We start from the raw sequence: 17,609 nt of genomic DNA, 5'->3' as shown, positions 1-17,609 counted from the left end.
GTGCCGCCCCGCCGCCGTATTTTTATGCCTTTTATGTCCTGGCCGCTTCGAGGGCGGCCCGCAGCTGGCCGTTCGCCTCGGCGAGCAGCTTCTCGGCGGTGGGCGCGTCGACGCCGCCGAGGATGGTGAGGATGGCGTTCTTGGCCTCCCAGCCGGTGGCCGTCAGCGCGCTCTCGATCTGTTCGTCGGTCGCGCCGGTCGCGCCGGTCGCGCCGGTCGCGCCGGTCGCGCTGGTCGCGAGAGCGACGATGCGGCGGGTGCGCGCCCGCAGCTTCTCGTTCGACGCGCGGACGTCGACCATCAGATTCCCGTAGGTCTTGCCCAGCCGGATCATGGTGATGGTCGAGATCATGTTGAGCACGAGCTTCTGCGCCGTACCGGCCTTGAGCCGGGTGGACCCGGTCAGCAGCTCCGGCCCCACGACGACCTCGATGCCGTGGTCGGCGGCCGCCGCGAGCGCCGAGCCCGCGTTGCACGACAGCCCGACGGTGAGCGCCCCCCGGCGGCGGGCGTGCTCGACGGCGCCTACGGCGTACGGGGTGCGGCCGGACGCGGAGACGCCCACGACCGCGTCGCCCGGCCCGACCCCGAGCCGGTCCAGGTCCTCGGCGGCCAGCTCCGCACTGTCCTCCGCGCCCTCGACGGACGACACCACGGCGTCCGCCCCGCCCGCGATCATGCCGACCACCCGGTCCGGCGGGGTGTTGAAGGTGGGCGGGCACTCGCTCGCGTCGAGCACCCCGAGCCGCCCGGCGGTGCCCGCGCCCGCGTAGATCAGCCGCCCGCCGCCCGCCATGCGCGCGGCGATGCCGTCGATGGCGGCGGAGATCCGGGGCAGCTGGGCGGCGACGGCGGCGGGGACCCCGGCGTCCTCGGCGTTCATGATGCGGGCGATCTCGACGGTGTCGAGCCGGTCGATCTCGGCGAGCTCGGGGCGGAACGCCTCGGTGGTGAGGGTCTCCAGCTGGGCGCGGAGCTGTTGCTCCTGTCGTTCCTGTTGCTGCTGTTGCTCATCGGCGGCGGAAGTCATGGCGAAGCGGCTCTTCCCTACGTAAGCGTGACGGTGGGGGGTGGGGCGCGTTCTGTGGCGTGTGCCCCCGGCTCAGCGGTGGCTGGGGCGGGGGTCGTGCCGGTGCGCGAGGGCCTCGTACGAGGCGGACAGGGCGGGCGCCGCGCTCTCGTACGTGCGCTGCGCCACGCCTATGAACAGGCAGTCCACCACCAGCAACTGGCTGGTGCGGCTGGACATCGCCGCCGGGCGCAGCTCGCTCTCGCGCGCGGTGGAGGTGGTGAGGACGAGGTCCGCGTACTGCGCGATCTCGCCGTCCGGGCGGCCGGTGATCGCGATGGTGGTCGCCCCGCGCTCGAAGGCGACGCGCAGCGGCTCGATGACGTCCGTCGTCCGCCCCGAATGGGTGATCGCGAGCGCGACGTCACGGGAGTGCAGCTGGACGGCGTTGGTGACGGCCAGGTGCGGATCGGCGTGCGCGTGCGCGATCAGGCCGATCCGCAGCAGCTTCTGGACCAGGTCCTGGGCGACCAGGTTGGACGCGCCCGCGCCGTACACGTCGATCCGGCGGGCGGCGGCGACCGCGGCGACCGCGGCCTCGACCTGGCCGGGGTCGAGCCCGGCGGCGGTGTCGGCCAGACACTGCTGCTCCTCCTGGGCGAGCTTGGCGATCACGTCCCCGATCGGGTCGTCGACCGCGATGTCCGCCGTGACGGCCGGTGCCCGGCCCGCCGCCTGCTGCGCGGCGAGCGCGGCGAGCGCGAGGCGCAGATCGCGGTATCCGGGGTAACCGAGCAGTCGGGAGGTACGGACGACGGTGGCTTCGCTGGTGCCCGTACGCTCGGCCAGACCGGTGACGGTGAGCGCCGCGCAGCCCGCCGGATCGCTCGCGACGGCCTCGGCGACGCGCTGCATCGAGCGGGTCATGGACGGGCCCAGGGTGCGGACCTTCGCCGCGAGGGCGGCGGGGGCGGGCACGGCGGGGTCGGTGAGGGGAGTGAAAGTTTCCTTCAACTTACTGCTCACATCTGAAAACTATTTCCGGCCACGAGGTCAGTCAAGACCGCGCGCGATGCCATTCCGTACGCGGGAAGGCGGCGCGACGAAGCAAAGGTGACAATGGGACCCATGAAGCTCGAACATGCACTGCACGCGGCACGGGCGCTCGTCCTGGCCGACCTCGCGGCGGGAGACGTCGCCCAGGCCGACATCGTCTCGCTCGTCGAGGACGCCATCGCGCACCGCCGCTGGTGGGTCGAGCAATGGCCGGAAGGCGTGGCCTTCGTGTCCGGGCTGGTCGCCCAGGACGTCCAGGACGCCCTGCTGGAACGCTATGGCCGCTGGCCCCTGTGCCCCGTCTGCACCCGGGGCGGCGACCTCCACGCCCTCGACGTGGAACCCGAACTGGGCCCCGATCCGCACTGGGTGTGCGGCAAGACGGCGGTCGCGGTGGCGCCGGTGGGCTCGCTCGGGACCACCCTGTGATGGCGGCGCTGATTCTTTCCGGGCTGATCTGATGGCCGTACTGATCGACCCGCCCTCGTGGCCGGGCCACGGCCGGATGTGGTCCCACCTGGTGAGCGACGTCTCGTACGACGAACTCCACGCCTTCGCCACCCGCATAGGCGCCCCGCGCCGCGGCTTCGACCGCGACCACTACGACGTCCCGAGCGACCTGTACGCGCGGGCGGTGCGGGCGGGGGCGGAGGAGGTGGGCAGCAAGGAGCTGCTGCGGCGGCTTACGGCGGCGGGCTTGCGCCGCCGTAAGCCGGTGGCGCGGAGCTGAGGGCTTACCGGACCGTCTCGTCTTACCGGACGGTCTCGTGTGCGGGCGTCGTGGCCTGACCGCCCGCGACCACGCGGGATGCCCCTTCCCTACGATGCAGCCGGGCCGCGAGGGCCGTCGTCACGATGCCCGTACCGGCCAGGGCCGCGCCCGTCCAGGCCACCGCCGGGTAGCCCCAGCCCGCGTCGATGACCAGGCCGCCCAGCCAGGGGCCCACCGTATTGCCGATGTTGAAGGCGGACGTCGTGGTCGCGCCCGCGAGCGTCGGGGCGGCGTTCGCGACGTTGAACATACGGGCGTTGAGCGCGGGCGCGGTGAAGAAGGCGGTGAAGCCGAGCATCAGCGCCAGGCCCACGGCGGCGATCGGGCTGTGCGCGGTCAGCGCCAGGACGGTCAGCACGACCGTCGAGGCGGTGATGCCGCCGTACATCGTGCCGAAGAGGTGCGCGTCCGCGATCCGCCCGCCGACCGCCGTACCGATCAGCGCGCCGACCCCGAACAGCGCCAGCACGGTCGGCACCCAGCCCTCGTCCAGCCCGGCCACGTCCGTGAGCAGCGGCGAGAGGTACGAGAACAGGCAGAAGACCGCGCCTCCGCTCAGCGCGGTGGTGACCAGCGCCAGCCAGACCTGCCGGTCGCGGTAGATGTGCAGCTCGGCGCGGAGCCGCGGCCGGTCCTCGCCGGTCGGCACCTCCGTACGCGGTACGAGCGCGATCACGCCGATCAGCCCGAGCACCGACAGCCCGGCCACCGCCCAGAAGGCGGCGCGCCATCCGGCGTTCTGTCCCAGGAACGCCCCGGCCGGAACCCCGGCGATGTTCGCGACGCTGAGCCCGCCGACCATCACCGCCATGGCCCGTGCCCGCGCGTTGACCGGCACCAACGACACGGCCACCGCCGCCCCCACGGCCCAGAACCCGGCACACGCGAGCGCGCTCACCACCCGCGACGCGAACAACACCCCGTACGACGGCGCCACCGCCCCCGCGACCTGCCCGAGCCCGAACACGGCGAGCAACGCGATCAGCGTCGTCCGCCTTGGCAACCGCAGCGTGGCCGCCGCCAGCACCGGCGCCCCGACCACCATCCCGATCGCGAACGCCGATATCAGCAGTCCGGCCGTGGGGATCGTGACCCCCATGTCCCGGGCGACGGGTTGGAGCAGCCCGGACAGCATGAACTCCGAGGTCCCGAGAGCGAAGACGGACAGGCCAAGGACATAAACGGCGATGGGCATGCCGACGTCAACGCCTCGGTGGGGTCCGCCATTCCTCGCCCGGGGGCGTTCCCCATCTCCCGAACGTTCACTCGAAATAGTGGCCTGGCGGCTGCGGTCTGGTGTGGTCACGGAGAGTGATGAAGAATCGAGCTGTGAACCCGCCGAGGGGAGGCGGGTGTTGAGGCATCACGGGGGAGTGATCGCCATGCCAATCGCCACGACCGAGAACACGACCGAGAACACGACCGAGAACACGACTGCGCACACGATCGAGAACGCGACAAACGAACTGAGCGACCCGGGCGACCCGAACGATCCGATCACGTCGGACGAATGGGCCGCCCAGCTGGCCGCCACCGCACCGGGTCCGCACACCGCAGCTGTCCTGCCGACCCTGCGCGCGGAGAAGCTGTCGCACACCGGCCGCATCGACGCCCTGAAGGCCCTGGAGCGCCACACCGCCTGGATCCAGGCCCAGCAGGCAGACATCCTCGCCGCACTGGAAGCCGATGCCTGGGCCGACGGCCCACCGGCGGGATGGGACCGCAACACCGAGGCCGCGTGGAACTTCACCTGCGAGGAAGTGGCCTGTGCCTTGAAGCTGTCCGGCACGACGGCCGCCCGCCGCTTGGAAGTCGCCCGAGAGCTGGCCAGCCGCTACCCACCCACACGCGCTCTCCTGGCCCAGGGCGAGATCTCCTACTCACAGGCCGCAGCAGTCACCGAAGCCTGCGCCGTCCTCAATCCCGAGGTCGCGGAGCAGGTCGAAATGGCCCTACTGCACAAGCTGCCTACCATGACCACCGGCCAGACCCGCCGCGCCCTGGCCCGCGAGATCGTCCGAGCCGATCCGGACGGCGCGGAAGAGCGGCACCAGGCCCGCAAGCGGCAGCGGCAGATGGTCCACTACCCGCAGGACGACGGCATGGCCATGTGGGGCGCGATCCTCCCGGCCGAACAGGCCGCGGCCATGACCGCCGCCGTCGACACCCACGCCGCCACCCTCCCCGACGAGGGCCGCACCCTGGAGCAGAAGCGGGTCGACGCCCTCTACGACCTCATCGTCAACCGCACCGTAAGCAGTTCCGAATCCTCGGGCGGCCGTTCAGCGGCGGTGGTCCAGGTGACTGTTCCGCTGGACGTCCTGATCGGCGACACCGACGACCCCGCCTACCTCAAGGGTTACGGCCCTATCACCGCCGACCAGGCCCGCGGAGTCGCCTTCGCCGAAGGCACCGTATGGCGCCGCCTGATCACCCATCCCGATACCGGGATGCTGATCAAAACCGACCCCACCACCTACAAGCCCACCGCCGAAGTGGAGCGCCACGTCATCGCCCGCGACGCCCACTGCTCCTTCCCCACCTGCCGCATGCCCGCCCACCGCTGCGACCTCGACCACGTCGAACCCTTCAACCACGCCGACCCCGCCAAAGGTGGCCCGACCACACCCGACAACTTGACCACTCTCTGCAGACGCCACCACCTCATGAAGACCCACCACCCCGGCTGGGCCCTGAAACGCGACTCTGAGTCCGGCACCACTACCTGGACCGCCCCGACCGGTCACACCTACACCAACCACCCTCACGACTACCGGTGAGTGATCTTCATGGCGGACTGGCAGATCAACCATGCCCCGGAGTGGAAGGTGCGCCGCCTGGACGACGGCAGCCTTACCCTCCCGCTCCAGATCAGCAGAGGCGACCAGCTCCTCGGCGCCTCCGAACTGCGGCTGAGCCCTACCGCTGCCGAGCACCTGCACGCGGCCCTGTGCTACGCGCTCGACGGCCAGTCGCCACCCACCGTCGCCCCCGAGTGCCGCAAGCCGATCCGCTACCCGGGCCGCCGTTCGGGATGACCCTCGTCCAACTCGTCGCTGCCGTCCTCGACATACGCGAGGAGCCGCCCACCCCTGCTCTCAGCGACGCGCAACGTATCCCGCAGCGCTTCGGTCAGTCGGCAGGCCAGGAAGCGAAGCTCTACGACGCCGACCTTCTCGTTGGTGAGCAACGCCTTGGAGTGCTCCAGCAGTTGGGTCGCCATGCCCAGTTGCAGTGTCTCGATCTGGTCTGCCTTCCGGCTCAACCGGCTGTTGTCGTCGTCCGTCGACAAGTAGCAGGGCTTGCCCTCCGGGCCGGACCACGGCAGGAGGCGTAGGCCGTTCATGACATCAGCTCCACTCAGCTGTTCCCTGGACACCCTGGGCGGGCACCGTATGTAGTCAATTGGTCACCAGGGGAACGCTCCGGCCAATAGAATGAGACGCCTTTAGCCGCACTGCGCAAGTCTGCGAGCTGCCGCGATGCTGGCCGTGATCACATAGCGAGAGGTCACAGCATTGGACGAGACGACCCCATCCGCGAACTTGAATCCGCTCCAGCGCTTCGGCCGTGACGTCAAACAGGTCCGTCTCGCCCGCAAGCTCACGCAGAAGCGTCTGGGTCAGGCCGCCGGGTACTCCGAGGCGTACGTCAGCAGGGTGGAGGCGGGGAAGCTCCTGCCCAGGCCCAGCGACAAGTTCGCGAAAGGCTGCGACACCGCGTTCGGCACGGCCAACCTGTTCGCGGACATGCTCCGGAGGATCGACGAGGGCGACCACCCCTCGTGGTTCACCCCTTATCTGAACCTGGAGCGCAAGGCGTCGCGGGTGCTGGACTACTCGGCGAACCTCGTGATCGGCATCCTGCAGACGGAGGACTATGCGGAGGCCGTCTTCCGCGGCTACTTCTCGAAGGAGGAAGCCGAGGCAATCGAGGGCAAGGTCGCCACGCGGCTGAGTCGGCGTGAGGTGTTCGAGAGAGAGGCTCCGCCGTACCTCTGGGCCATCCTGAACGAGGCGTGCCTGCGAACGGCCGTCGGCGGTGCCGAGGTCATGAGTGGGCAGCTTGAGTATCTGCTGACGGCTGCCGCGTCACCTCATGTCACGCTTCAGGTCCTGCCGTTCTCGGCAGGCGTTCCGACTTCCTCCCCGGAGCCCTTCACCGTGCTGCGCTTCCCGGACTCGCCCACGGTGCTCTACACCGAGACCCGGGTAGGAGGGAGAATGCACGATTCTCCTCAGACGGTCGCTGCCGCCCTGGATGACTACGATCTGCTCAGGGCAAGTGCGCTGTCCCCGGATCGATCAAAGGCCCTGATCAAGACTCTGGCGAAGGAGTACCGCACATGAGTGCCGACTTGGATCTCACCGCTGCCGAGTGGGTCAAGTCTTCGTACAGTGGCGCCAACGGCGGCCAGTGCGTGGAGTTTTCCCGCACCTTTGCCCAGACCCACGACGCCGTCCCGGTCCGCGACTCCAAGAACCCGCACGGCCCAGCGCTGATCTTCCCGGCAGAGGGCTGGTCGTCGTTCGTCTCCGCCCTCATACGCGGCGAGTTCCCTGCGGCATAACCCCTGGGGTCACACACGCATCGCCCACAGTGTGCCGTTGCCGTCGAGGAGCGCGATCGAGTCGCCGCTCGCGGCAGGCTCGCTGATGGCCGTGCTGTCGAACTGGCCCGTCCAGAGCGTGCGGCCGTGCTCCACTCCGACGATCCGCGCGCTGGTCCAGCGCTGGAACACTCGCGCCTGCTCTGTCCCGGAGAGCAGGGCGTACTCGCTGGTGGTCTCCACTCTCTGAGTATCGGCGTGCCAGCGTTTCGTGCCGTCGTCGGCGGCCAGGCACACCGGTCCCGATCCCGTGGGCAGGACGAACCCGCCCGCCACGCTCGTCGTCCCCTGTTCTTCCAGATCGGCCTCTTGGTACGTACTGCCGTAGGTCCAGGTCGGCTCGCCGGTGAGTCCGTTCAGTGCGGTCGGTTTCCGGCGGGACCCCGCAGCCAGCGGAAGGAACACCGTGGTGCCCGACACCAGCTCGTCGAGCGGCTGGAAGGCCCCGGTGACGAAGGCGTCCGGTTTGGTCTTCTGGAACGGGCTACGCCACATCACCTCACCTGTGTCCGCCTTGCGGCAGACGAGGTCGACGGGGACTGTCTTGCCGTCCTCGTAGCAGAGCAGGCCCTCACCCAGGGGGTGCGCCAGGTCGCCCTGCGGCTGGAAGTTGGAGCGTGTCCACAGCTTCTTGCCCGTCTTGCCGACTACGGCGGTCCCGCCGCACAGGATCAGGTCACCGGCCAGCATCCACGTGGCGTCGTAGGGGGAGGACACGTCGATCGCCCAACGCTCGTCGCCGGTGCGCGGATCCATTCCGCTCACCCGACCGTCCTCTTCGGTGATCAGCAGGCCGCTGGGTCGGTGCACCTCCAGCCCCATGGCGCTGATGGAGACCGGATGCTGCCACCGGCGCTCGCCGGTGGCGGCGTCGAAGGCGTGCACCAGTCCGCCCTTGTTATTGGAGTCCTGGGTCAGGGCGAGTACCGTGCCGCCGACGACCGCAAAGCGTGTCTCCCGGGACCAGGCCACGTTCAGGGACACCTTCCACAGACGCTTACCGGTGGCAAGGTCGAAGGTGTGGAGCGCGGCGGTGTCCTTGTAGTAGTGGCCGGCGGCCACATGGCACCGGCCGTCGGCCAGGACGACGTCCGGACCGTCGGAGTTGATCACGTCGACGTCCGCGATCTTCTGCGACCAGGCGACCGGGTCCCGCTCGGGGTCGCCGGTCAGGTACATCGCCGCCGCCCCTCCGGCGACCGCGACCGCGGCGACGCCCGCGCCGCGCCGGAGCAGGCTGCGCCGGCTCATGCCTGCTCCACCGGACGGCCCGGCAGGCGCCTGAACCGTAGACGCCGCCGCGAGATCGTCGGACCCGGAGGCAGCCGGAGGCGGTGAGTCCGCTCCGTGCTCCTCACGGTCGGCGACGGTGGGGGTGTAGCGACGGGCCGCGGGTACGGCCTGCCGCACACCACCGAGGCGCCGCAGCTCATCGGCGAGCGCGGCGGCCGATTCGTATCGCTCCCGCGGGTCCTTGGCCAGCAGCCGATCGACCAGGCGGTCCCACGGAGCGGAGACGCCGGGTACGAGGCTGCTCGGCGCGGGGGGCGGATCGTGAAGGTGTGCCGTGACATACGCGAGGGTATCCGGGGCGTCGAACGGCAGCTGCCCGGTGAGCAGTTCGAACAGCACACACCCGAGGGAGTACAGGTCGCTGCGCTGCTCGGGGCGCCCGCGTGCCTGCTCCGGTGCCATGTACGCGGCCGTGCCCACCATGAACCCGGTGTGGGTCAGCCGGTCACCGGTGGCCGAGGGGTCGGCGGCGCGGGCAATACCGAAGTCGAGCACCTTCAGGCTGCCCGAGGCCATGACGAACAGATTCGCGGGCTTGATGTCGCGGTGGAGGATGCCGGCGGCATGCGCCTCACCCAGCGCGTCGCACACCTGCGCCCCCCACTGCGCCACGTCCTCCTCGTCGACAGGTCCGCGCCGGACAACGGCGTCCAGGCCCTCGCCCCGGAGCAGTTCCATCACGAGGAACGGCGTCGTGCCCTGGCCGGTGGCTGCCTCACCGAGGTCGTGGACGGTCACGATATGGGGATGCTGAAGCGCGGCGGTGATCCGCGCCTCGCGCAGAAACCGGGCACGCGCCTCGTCGGCCCGACTGCCGCCACCCGCGAGGACCGAGATCACCTTGACCGCGACCGGCCGCCGGAGACTGTCGTCCCGCGCCTCCCACACCTCTCCCATTCCGCCGCGCCCCAGCGGGCGGACCAGACGGTAGCGGTCAGCGAGTATCAGATTCCGGTCGTCCACAGCCCCACGTCCCCCGGTGGTAAGCGGTTTTCCCTCGGCAGCGTTGATCGTAGACCGTGCCCCCGGTGACACAGGGCCCGGGCGACGGCAGGTATCGCCCCCTCGGCCTGCCGAAACGCGACGGGACGGCACATGTCATGCGCCCAGTAGCTCCAGCTCCGTGGTCATGTTGCGGCGGGCCGCCGGCTCCCAGCGGTCGTGGCCGATCGGGGTGCGGAACAGGCGGGGCAGGCCCAGGAGGTGGCGGAGGACGTTTGCGCGGCCCTCGCGGAAGGTGTCGTCCGGGACGAAGGCGTACTCCTCGCGGACCGCCGCCGCGTACGCGCTGTAGTCCTCGGGTGAGCCCGCCAGTACCGCCAGGTCGGCGTCGCAGAGGACTTCGCCGTTGGTGTCGCCATCGGCGGGGTCGTGGTCGGTGGTGAGGCGGACGAGGCGGGCGGTTTCGGCTACGCGGGCCTCCGGGACGCCCGCTTCCGGGAGGGCACGTTCGGCGAGGCGGGCGCTGCGGTCCTCGTTGGTCGAGCGGTCGGGGAGGTAGACCGCGTCGTGGAACCAGGCGGCGAGGCGGATCGCGTCGGGGTCGGGGGCCTGGACATGCGGGAGCAGCTCGTCGACCCGGTCCAGCACCGCGATCAGGTGGTCGGTGGTGTGGTAGCGCCGCTGGGGTTCGGCCCAGCGGGACAGCAGGTCGCGGCCGTAGGGGTCCGGGTCGGGGGTGGTGGTGTCGCGGGCGCCGTTGAGGAGCAGCGCCCAGCGGATGAGCAGTGCGGGGTGGTCGGACATGGCCCCATTCTGTGGGGTGTGGCAAGCTATGCAGCATGTCTAGACCAATTCTGGAGGTTATCGCCCTCCACTCGCAGGACGCGATCGCGGCAGAGGCCGGAGGGGCGGACCGTCTTGAGCTGGTCACCGACATGGCCGCCGACGGGCTGACGCCCTCCCGGGAGACCTTCGCCGCCGTCCGTTCGGCGGTGGATCTGCCGGTGCGGGTGATGCTCCGCGCGGCCGATGGGTTCGCGGCGGGGGATGCCGCAGCCGTCGACGCGCTGTGCCGTCAGGCCGCCGCGCTGTACGCGGAGGGCGCGGACGAGTTCGTGCTCGGCTTCCTCGCCGCCGATGGGCTGGCCGATCTCGCCGCCGTTTCCACGCTGGTCGAGGTCATCGGCGCCGGGGCGGGCGTGGACGAGAGCCGCTGGACGTTCCACCGGGCCATCGACCGCGCCGCCGACCGCGACGTGCTCCGTCGGCAGCTGGCCGGGCTCCCGGGCCTGGACACCTACCTCACCGCTGGTTCGGCCCAGGGCGTCGACCACGGCCTGCCGACGCTCCAGGCCGAGGCCGCGCGGGCCGGGGCGGCGGGTTACGAGGCGCGGATCATGGTCGGCGGAGGGCTCCGCCTCGACCACCTCCCCGAACTGCGCGCCACGGGCATCACTGCCTTCCACATCGGCAGCGCGGCCCGCCCCGGCGGCTGGCACGGCCCGGTGGACGCGGCCGCCGTGGGGCAGTGGCGCCTGGCGCTCGACGCGCCGGTGCCGGTGCCGGTGGGCTGAGTTGCATCGGCGGCTCAGGTCAGCGGCAGGCGCATGATCGTCAAGTCGAGCCACCGGCCGAACTTGGTGCCGACCTCCGACACCGTGCCGACGTGCTGGAACCCGAACCGTTCGTGCAGCCGGACCGATGAGGTGTTCTCGGCTTCGATGTCGGCGATCATCACGTGGTGGCCCGCTTCGCGCGCCGAGGCGATGAGGGCGGCCAGCAGCGCGGAGCCGATGCCGAGCCCGTGCCGGTCTTCGCGGACGTAGACCGAGTCCTCCACCGTGTGCCGGTAGCCGTCCAGCTCCCGCCACGGACCGTAGACCGCGAACCCGGCCAGTTCGCCTTCCGCCTCGGCCACGAACGCCGACCCCCGCTCCAGGTGCCCGGCCAGCCAGTCGGCCCCCTCGGCAGGGGACTGCGCGGTCTGCGTCCACAGGGCCGTCGAATGCTCGATCGCGTGGTTGCGGATCGCGCGGATGGCCTCCGCGTCGCCGGTACGGGCCGGGCGCACCTCCACAGCCCCGCCTCTCTCGTATATTGGATTCATGTCCAACATAGTAGACCCCTTGGTGGAGCGGATCGCAGCCCGCGTCCGCACCGAACGCGCACGCCGCAAGTGGACCCTGGCCCAGCTCGCGGATGCCTCCGGGGTCTCCCGCGCCATGATCAACCGGATCGAGCGCGGTGAGAGCAGCCCCACCGCCGTCGTCCTCGGCAAGCTGTCCGCCGCCTTCCAGCTCAGCGTCGCTTCCCTGCTCGCCCTCGCCGAAGGTTCCCCGGACGACGCCGACGGAGGCGCGGAAGTGCGCCGCCAGACCGACGCCGCCGAGTGGTACGACCCCGCCACCGGCTACCGCCGCCGCCAGATCACCAGCCCCCACTTCCCGGCCGAGATCGCCGAGATCCATCTGCCCCCCGAGGCGCGCGTCCCGTATCCGGCTGCCGCCTTCGCCTTCATCCGCCAAGTCGTCTGGGTCCTCGACGGCCGCCTGACCTTCCACGACGGCGACACCGTCCACGAACTCGACGCCGGAGACACCATCGAACTCGGCGAGCCCACCGAGCGCGTCTTCGCCAACAACACCGACACCGGGTGCCGCTACGCTGTCATCCTCACCCGCGGCACCACACCGTGACCCGCCGCCTCACCCGAGGCCGCGCGCCCCTCCTCGCCGCGATAGCCGGAATGGCGATCGCGAACAACTACGCCATCCAGCCCGCCCTTACCGCGGTCGCCGCCGACCTGCGCGTCCCGCTCTCCGTGATCGGCCTCGTCCCGACCGCCGCGCTCGTCGGCTGCGTGGCCGGGTTCGCCCTCCTGCTCCCCCTCACCGACCACCTCGCCCCCAGCCGCCTGGTCGCCGCGCAGCTCATCGCCCTGGCCGCCGCCCTCGCCCTCGCCGCTGCCGCACCGGGCGCGCCCGTGCTCCTGGCCGCCTATCTGCTCATCGGCGCGGCCGCCAGTGTCGCGGCCCAGGCAAGCAGCATCGCGGGCCGCCACGCCCCGCCCGGGCGGCGCGGAATCGGTGTCGCCACCGTGGCCGCGGGCATGTCGGCCGGTATCCTGCTCAGCCGCCTGGCCGGAGGAACACTCGCCGCCCTCCTCGGGTGGCGGCGAATGCTCCTCGTCTTCGCCGCTCTCGCCCTGCTCGGCGCGGCCGCCGCCGCGCTCCTGCCCCGGCAATCACCACAGCCCCATCGCGGCTACCGCGCCACGCTCACCGCGCTTCCCCAACTCCTGTGCCAGCAACCTCAGTTGCGCCGCGCGGTGGCCGCCGGTGGGTTGTGGTATTTCGCCTTCAATCTCATCTGGGTCGCCCTCGCCTTGGCGCTGGCCCAGCCACCCCACTCCCTCGGCCCGAACGCCATCGGCCTGTACAGCCTGGCCGGACTGCTCGGCCTCGCCGTACTCCCGTTCACCGGACACCTCACCGACCGGTACACCCCTCACACTGTGATCACCGCTGGCATGCTGACCGCCGCGTCCGGAGCCGCCCTGCTGGCCACCGGCCTCAACACCCCGCCGACCACGGCCCTCGGGCTCACCGTCTTCGACGCGGGCTGCTTCGTCGCCCAGGCCGCCAACCAGAGCCGCGTCATCGCGCTCGACCCCGAGCGCTCCGGCAGCCTCAGCAGCGTCTACCTGGTGCTGTACTTCACGGTCGGCGCCGTCGGCACGGCCCTCGCGGCCCCCATGCTCCATACCCTCGGCTGGCGTGGCGTCGCCCTCACCGCCCTCACCACGCTCCTCCTCGCCGCCGTTCTGTCCCGTGTTCGCGGGAATGCGTAGGCATGAGCAGACATGGGGCTACGCCAGGCCCTCCGGGAGCGGGGCCGCGTGGATCACCTTCAGGCCCGAGACCGCTCGGGTCAGGGCCACGTACAGGCGGCGCAGGCCCGTACGTTCGTCGGGTTCGCCGTCGACCACGGCGGCCGGTTCGTCCAGGACCACGTAGTCGTACTCCAGGCCCTTCGCCAGCGTCGCGGGCACCAGGGTCAGCCTCGCCTCGGGGCTGGTCTCCTCGCCGGGGGAGAGATACCGCAGGCCCGCCTCCGCGAGGGCGGTGGACAGCGCCGGGAGGCGGGCTTCGGCCGCGATCAGGCCGATCGAGCCCTCGTGGGTCAGGGCTTCGTGGCAGGCGGTGATCACGGCCGCATCGAGTTCCGGCGGATCAACGGCCCGTACGGCGAAGTCGCCCGCCGCCTCGCGGATCGAGGTGGCCTCCGACAGGCCGGGCGCGATGGCGGGCAGCAGCCGGGACGCGTACGCGATCACCTCGCGCGGCACCCGGAAGCCCTGGGTCAGCTCCTCGACGGTGGAACCGGGTTTGCCCAGGTGGGTCAGGGCCTCGTCCCAACTGGACGTCGCCCAGGGGGTCGTGCCCTGGGCCAGGTCGCCGAGGATCGTGGCGGAGCCGGTGGTGCAGCGGCGGCCGACGGCGCGGTACTGCATGGGGGACAGGTCCTGCGCCTCGTCCAGGACCACATGGCCGAGGGAATGGGTGCGTTCGATGAGGTCGGCGGCCTCGTCGACGAGCACCGCGTCCTGCGGGGACCACTTCGCGGACTTCACGCTGCGCGGCGGCTTGGCCCACAGGAGGGTCTTCTGCTCGTCGGCGTCGAGGACGCCGTCCGCGTGGGCGGCCAGGAAGTCGGCGTCGGAGAGCAGACGGAGCACGAGTTTGGCCGGGTCGACGGGCGGCCAGATGGCCTTGACGGCCGCCTTCACGGCGGGGTTACGGGCCACCGCGTCCTGCACGCGGTCGTCGGGGGCCTCGCCCGCCTGCTCCATGCGGACGAGCACGGCGTGCGCGATGCGCTGCGGCAGGGCGTCGCGGGCGGCGCCGTAGCGGATGTCGCGGTCCAGGAGTTCCGCCACGGTCTCCTCGATCTCGTACGCCGGGACCCGCCAGCGGCGCGAGCCGCGCACCACGACGCACGGTTCGGTGGGCGGGGTGACGTGCGAGCGCAGGGCCCGGCGCAGCACCTCCGCCATGCGGGCGTCGCCCTTGATACGGGCCACGTCGGCGGAGTCGGCGCCGCGCACCTCGACGCCCGTGGCGGGGCGGGCCACCAAGTCCTCGACGGTGGCCTGGGCGACCTGCAACTCGCCCAGCGCGGGCAGCACTTGCTCGATGTAGTGGAGGAAGGAGCGGTTCGGGCCGATGACGAGGGTGCCCGAGCGGGCCAGCCGCTCGCGGTGGGCGTAGAGGAGGTACGCGACCCGGTGCAGGCCGACCGCCGTCTTCCCGGTGCCCGGTGCGCCCTGGACGCAGACGGTGCCGCCGATTCCGGCGCGGACGATCTCGTCCTGCTCGGGCTGGATCGTCGCGACGATGTCCCGCATGGGGCCGACGCGCGGGCGCTCGATCTCGGTCTGGAGGAGCTTGCTGGTCTGTTCGGCCTCGGTGGGGTCGGAGAGCTTCTCGTCCTCGTAGGCGGTCAGCTCGCCGCCGGTGTAGCCGAAGCGGCGGCGCAGCCCGACGTCCATGGGGGCCTTCTTGGACGCCTGGTAGAAGGGCTGCGAGACGGGGGCGCGCCAGTCGATGACCATGGGGTCGCCGTCACCGTCGTGTACGTGACGGCGGCCGATGTAGAACGATTCCCCCTCGGCCCCCTCCGCCGCCTCCGACATGGCAGCGAGGGCGTCCGGCGCGTGCAGATAGTCGAGGCGGCCGAAGAAGAGCGGGGTGTGGGAGAGGTCGGCGAGGGCCTTGATGCGCTCGCTGACCTGGTGGTGCAGGGCCTCGGCGTTGACCCAGTTCGCGGCGACGTCCCGGAGGTCGAGGGCTTCGACGTCGGCGCGCATGGCGCGGAGGGCGGCGCGGGAGGCGGCGAGGTGGGCGCGTTCGCGTGCGAGGGGGTCGGTCAGGGGTGGTTCTGGCTGGTCAGGGGCGTGCGAGGGCACGGCGTAGCCTCCGGCGGGTACACGAAGCAGAGGTGCGGTACGGACGAGATGCCAGCCGGTTTCCGTCCGGCCGACGGCTCTCCCGAGCGGGAGGCGGCAAGACGGGGGATTGTAGCCAGTGCGTGGACGGGCCGCGAATGATTTATGTCGGGCGTGCGGCGGCGCGGATTTTCACGCCGCCTCCCTCGCGAGTTCTTCGAGGGAGGTGAAGTGGTGGTCGGGCGTGGTGAGTTCGTGGGGGCGGGGCGTCGCGCCGAAACCTGGCAGCCCGTGGCGGCGTTCGATCCAGCAGGTCCGGTAGCCGAGCCTTTTGGACACCCGGATGTCGTGGTACTGGCTCTGTGCGACGTGCACGCACTCGGCCCGGGTGTAGCCGTGGGTGCTCTGCCGTCCGAGACAGTAGGCGAACATCTGCGGGTCGGGCTTGTTGACGCCGACGTCCTCGGCGGTGACCGCGTCGTCGAACGGCGAGCCGAGCGTGACGGCCATCTGCTCCTGCGCCCAGTTGTCGGCATTGGTCAGGGCGACGAGCCGGAAGCGGCGGCCCAGCGAGCGCAGCGCGGGCGGCGCGTCGGGGAAGGCGGGCCAGCGCGGAATCGACTCGCGCAGCCCGACGTCGCCGGAGGAGAATCCCAGCTCGTCGGCCATGCGCTGCTGGATCGGCGCCAGCATCTGCGTGAACGGAAGCTCCGGCGTGAGGCGCTGCTGGATGGCCTCGCCGCGCGCGAAGGACTCCAGCAGCTCGCCGTCGCCGACCCGGGCCACCGGCCGGAGGCAGTCCAGGATTCCGGTCTCGAAGTCGATGAGGGTGCCGACCACGTCGAAGGTCAGGACCCGGATGCCGTCGAAGGGCGCGATGTCGAAGGACACGACTACCGCTCCCCGGGGGTCACGACGAGCTTGCCGAAGAAGTTCTTCCTGACGAAGTGCTCTTGCGCGGCCCGGAGTTCACGCAGCGGATAGGTCGCGGCGAGCAGTGGCCGCAGCTCGCCGCCGGTGATGTGGGCCAGGAGCGCGCGGAAGTCCTCGTGGCTGCCGAAGGAGGAGCCGATGAGCTGGAGCTGTTGCAGGTAGACCGTGCGCAGGTCCGTTTCCACCAGGGGTCCGGCGATGGCTCCGGCCACGACGTAACGGCCCAGCGGCCGCAGCGCTCGCAGAAGTGACGGGAAGCCCGGCCCGGCCACGACATCGGCCACGACGTCCACGGAGGTGGCGGGCAGCTCGGTGCTCAGCTTCTCGCGGTCGATCGTGGCGTCGGCGCCCAGCTCACGGGCCTGCTCCCGCTTGCCGCCGCTCACGGCGGCCACCACCCGCGCACCCCGGATCGTGGCCAGCTGGATCAGTGCCGATCCCACGCCGCCCGAGGCGCCGGTGACGAGGATCGATTCGCCCGGCCGCACCCCGGCCCTGTTCAGCATGCGCATGGCGGTCGCGTAGGCGGTGGGGAACGTCGCGAGCTGGGCGTCGCTCAGCGGCGTGTCCACGGCGTGCGCATTGCCCGCGGGTACGGTCACGAACTCGGCGAAGCCCCCGTCGCGTTCGCTGCCCAGGTATTCGGTGGTGACCAGCTCCCGCTCGCCACCCTGGTAGATCATCGGGTCGAGGAGGACCCGCTCGCCGACCCTTGACGCCGGAACGCCCGCACCGACCTCGTCGATGCGGCCTGCGACGTCCGCGCCCTGGATGCGGGGGAACGCAAGAGGCTCCCGACGCCAACCGGCGCTCGAACCCGGGTCGTCGGCCGAGCCGTAGGCGCCCTCGCGGGTCCAGATATCGGTGTTGTTCAACGCCGTGGCCCCGACGCGGACCCGCACCTCGTCAGGTCCCGGCCTCGGCTCGGGTACGTCCTCCCGGTAGACGAGCTTCTCCGGACCGCCGAAGCCGGTGAGCAGCACAGCACGCATGTACTTCGCCTCCTCCATAGGTCATGCATGGGCCATGGGTATACCGACCGGTATGG

The 17,609-nt window shown here is 71.2% G+C and carries 19 protein-coding genes; 9 read left to right on the top strand and 10 right to left on the bottom strand.

What is annotated here, in order from left to right; all coding sequences use genetic code 11:
• Positions 1-31 precede the first annotated feature (31 nt).
• Positions 32-1,030 (bottom strand): N-acetylmuramic acid 6-phosphate etherase, encoded by a 999-nt coding sequence (gene murQ, locus ACFV9T_RS32840; protein ID WP_385446141.1) that lies wholly within the window; start codon positions 1,028-1,030, stop codon positions 32-34.
• A 72-nt stretch (positions 1,031-1,102) separates the two neighbouring features.
• A complete protein-coding gene (locus tag ACFV9T_RS32835; RefSeq protein ID WP_385446140.1) occupies positions 1,103-2,035 on the bottom strand; it encodes a MurR/RpiR family transcriptional regulator in 933 nt (310 codons plus the stop codon).
• A gap of 102 nt (positions 2,036-2,137) precedes the next feature.
• Here ACFV9T_RS32835 and ACFV9T_RS32830 point away from each other — a divergent pair, with 102 nt between their 5' ends.
• Complete coding sequence (locus tag ACFV9T_RS32830; protein WP_385446139.1) at positions 2,138-2,494, top strand: hypothetical protein; 357 nt, start codon at positions 2,138-2,140, stop codon at positions 2,492-2,494.
• A 31-nt stretch (positions 2,495-2,525) separates the two neighbouring features.
• Positions 2,526-2,795 (top strand): DUF4031 domain-containing protein, encoded by a 270-nt coding sequence (locus ACFV9T_RS32825; protein ID WP_385446138.1) that lies wholly within the window; start codon positions 2,526-2,528, stop codon positions 2,793-2,795.
• Between the two features lie 22 nt (positions 2,796-2,817).
• Here ACFV9T_RS32825 and ACFV9T_RS32820 read toward each other — a convergent pair whose 3' ends face one another.
• Positions 2,818-4,032 (bottom strand): Cmx/CmrA family chloramphenicol efflux MFS transporter, encoded by a 1,215-nt coding sequence (locus ACFV9T_RS32820; protein WP_385446137.1) that lies wholly within the window; start codon positions 4,030-4,032, stop codon positions 2,818-2,820.
• A 187-nt stretch (positions 4,033-4,219) separates the two neighbouring features.
• Between ACFV9T_RS32820 and ACFV9T_RS32815 the strand changes: the two genes are divergently transcribed.
• Complete coding sequence (locus ACFV9T_RS32815; protein ID WP_385446136.1) at positions 4,220-5,617, top strand: DUF222 domain-containing protein; 1,398 nt, start codon at positions 4,220-4,222, stop codon at positions 5,615-5,617.
• A gap of 9 nt (positions 5,618-5,626) precedes the next feature.
• Positions 5,627-5,875, top strand: a complete 249-nt coding sequence (locus ACFV9T_RS32810; protein ID WP_385446135.1) for a hypothetical protein — start codon at positions 5,627-5,629, stop codon at positions 5,873-5,875.
• Here ACFV9T_RS32810 and ACFV9T_RS32805 read toward each other — a convergent pair.
• The gene (locus ACFV9T_RS32805) at positions 5,851-6,183 is read right to left on the bottom strand and encodes a hypothetical protein (RefSeq protein WP_385446134.1); all 333 of its coding nucleotides are present in this window, start codon (positions 6,181-6,183) and stop codon (positions 5,851-5,853) included. The two genes, ACFV9T_RS32810 and ACFV9T_RS32805, sit on opposite strands and share 25 nt — an antisense overlap.
• A 172-nt stretch (positions 6,184-6,355) precedes the next feature.
• On the opposite strand from ACFV9T_RS32805, the gene ACFV9T_RS32800 reads away from it, so the two are divergent.
• Both ACFV9T_RS32800 and ACFV9T_RS32795 read left to right on the top strand, forming a co-directional pair.
• Positions 6,356-7,186, top strand: a complete 831-nt coding sequence (locus ACFV9T_RS32800) for a Scr1 family TA system antitoxin-like transcriptional regulator (RefSeq protein ID WP_385446133.1) — start codon at positions 6,356-6,358, stop codon at positions 7,184-7,186.
• Complete coding sequence (locus tag ACFV9T_RS32795; RefSeq protein ID WP_385446132.1) at positions 7,183-7,407, top strand: DUF397 domain-containing protein; 225 nt, start codon at positions 7,183-7,185, stop codon at positions 7,405-7,407. Before ACFV9T_RS32800 ends, ACFV9T_RS32795 begins: the two co-directional genes overlap by 4 nt.
• 9 nt (positions 7,408-7,416) lie before the next feature.
• On the opposite strand, the gene ACFV9T_RS32790 is transcribed toward ACFV9T_RS32795, so the two are convergent.
• Complete coding sequence (locus ACFV9T_RS32790; RefSeq protein ID WP_385446131.1) at positions 7,417-9,702, bottom strand: PQQ-binding-like beta-propeller repeat protein; 2,286 nt, start codon at positions 9,700-9,702, stop codon at positions 7,417-7,419.
• Positions 9,703-9,837: 135 nt separating this feature from the next.
• Positions 9,838-10,485: a hypothetical protein gene (locus ACFV9T_RS32785; RefSeq protein WP_385446130.1), complete on the bottom strand. Its 648-nt coding sequence runs from the start codon at positions 10,483-10,485 to the stop codon at positions 9,838-9,840.
• Positions 10,486-10,520: 35 nt separating this feature from the next.
• Here ACFV9T_RS32785 and ACFV9T_RS32780 point away from each other — a divergent pair, with 35 nt between their 5' ends.
• On the top strand, positions 10,521-11,255 hold the full coding sequence (locus tag ACFV9T_RS32780) for a copper homeostasis protein CutC (protein WP_385446129.1): 735 nt from the start codon (positions 10,521-10,523) through the stop codon (positions 11,253-11,255).
• A gap of 14 nt (positions 11,256-11,269) precedes the next feature.
• Here the strand turns inward: ACFV9T_RS32780 and ACFV9T_RS32775 are convergent, their stop codons facing one another.
• Complete coding sequence (locus ACFV9T_RS32775; RefSeq protein ID WP_385446128.1) at positions 11,270-11,788, bottom strand: GNAT family N-acetyltransferase; 519 nt, start codon at positions 11,786-11,788, stop codon at positions 11,270-11,272.
• Here ACFV9T_RS32775 and ACFV9T_RS32770 point away from each other — a divergent pair.
• Positions 11,787-12,377 carry a helix-turn-helix domain-containing protein gene (locus ACFV9T_RS32770; protein WP_385446127.1) on the top strand — a complete coding sequence of 197 codons (591 nt, stop codon included), beginning with the start codon at positions 11,787-11,789 and terminating at the stop codon, positions 12,375-12,377. The genes ACFV9T_RS32775 and ACFV9T_RS32770 overlap by 2 nt on opposite strands.
• Positions 12,374-13,531, top strand: coding sequence for an MFS transporter (locus ACFV9T_RS32765; RefSeq protein WP_385446126.1), 1,158 nt, complete (start codon positions 12,374-12,376; stop codon positions 13,529-13,531). The genes ACFV9T_RS32770 and ACFV9T_RS32765 overlap by 4 nt, the downstream gene beginning before the upstream one ends.
• A gap of 18 nt (positions 13,532-13,549) precedes the next feature.
• On the opposite strand, the gene ACFV9T_RS32760 is transcribed toward ACFV9T_RS32765, so the two are convergent.
• From ACFV9T_RS32760 to ACFV9T_RS32750, 3 genes are all read right to left on the bottom strand, one after another.
• Complete coding sequence (locus ACFV9T_RS32760; RefSeq protein ID WP_385446125.1) at positions 13,550-15,649, bottom strand: HelD family protein; 2,100 nt, start codon at positions 15,647-15,649, stop codon at positions 13,550-13,552.
• A 171-nt stretch (positions 15,650-15,820) separates the two neighbouring features.
• Complete coding sequence (locus ACFV9T_RS32755; protein ID WP_385446124.1) at positions 15,821-16,519, bottom strand: HAD-IA family hydrolase; 699 nt, start codon at positions 16,517-16,519, stop codon at positions 15,821-15,823.
• 2 nt (positions 16,520-16,521) lie between these two features.
• Complete coding sequence (locus tag ACFV9T_RS32750; RefSeq protein WP_385446123.1) at positions 16,522-17,553, bottom strand: alcohol dehydrogenase family protein; 1,032 nt, start codon at positions 17,551-17,553, stop codon at positions 16,522-16,524.
• Between the last annotated feature and the right edge of the window lie 56 nt (positions 17,554-17,609).

It is taken from the genome of Streptomyces sp. NPDC059850, from assembly GCF_042731515.1.
Taxonomy (GTDB): Bacteria; Actinomycetota; Actinomycetes; order Streptomycetales; family Streptomycetaceae; genus Streptomyces.
Note: the sequence above shows the minus strand (reverse complement) of the source record. Positions and strands in the feature narration are given on the sequence as shown.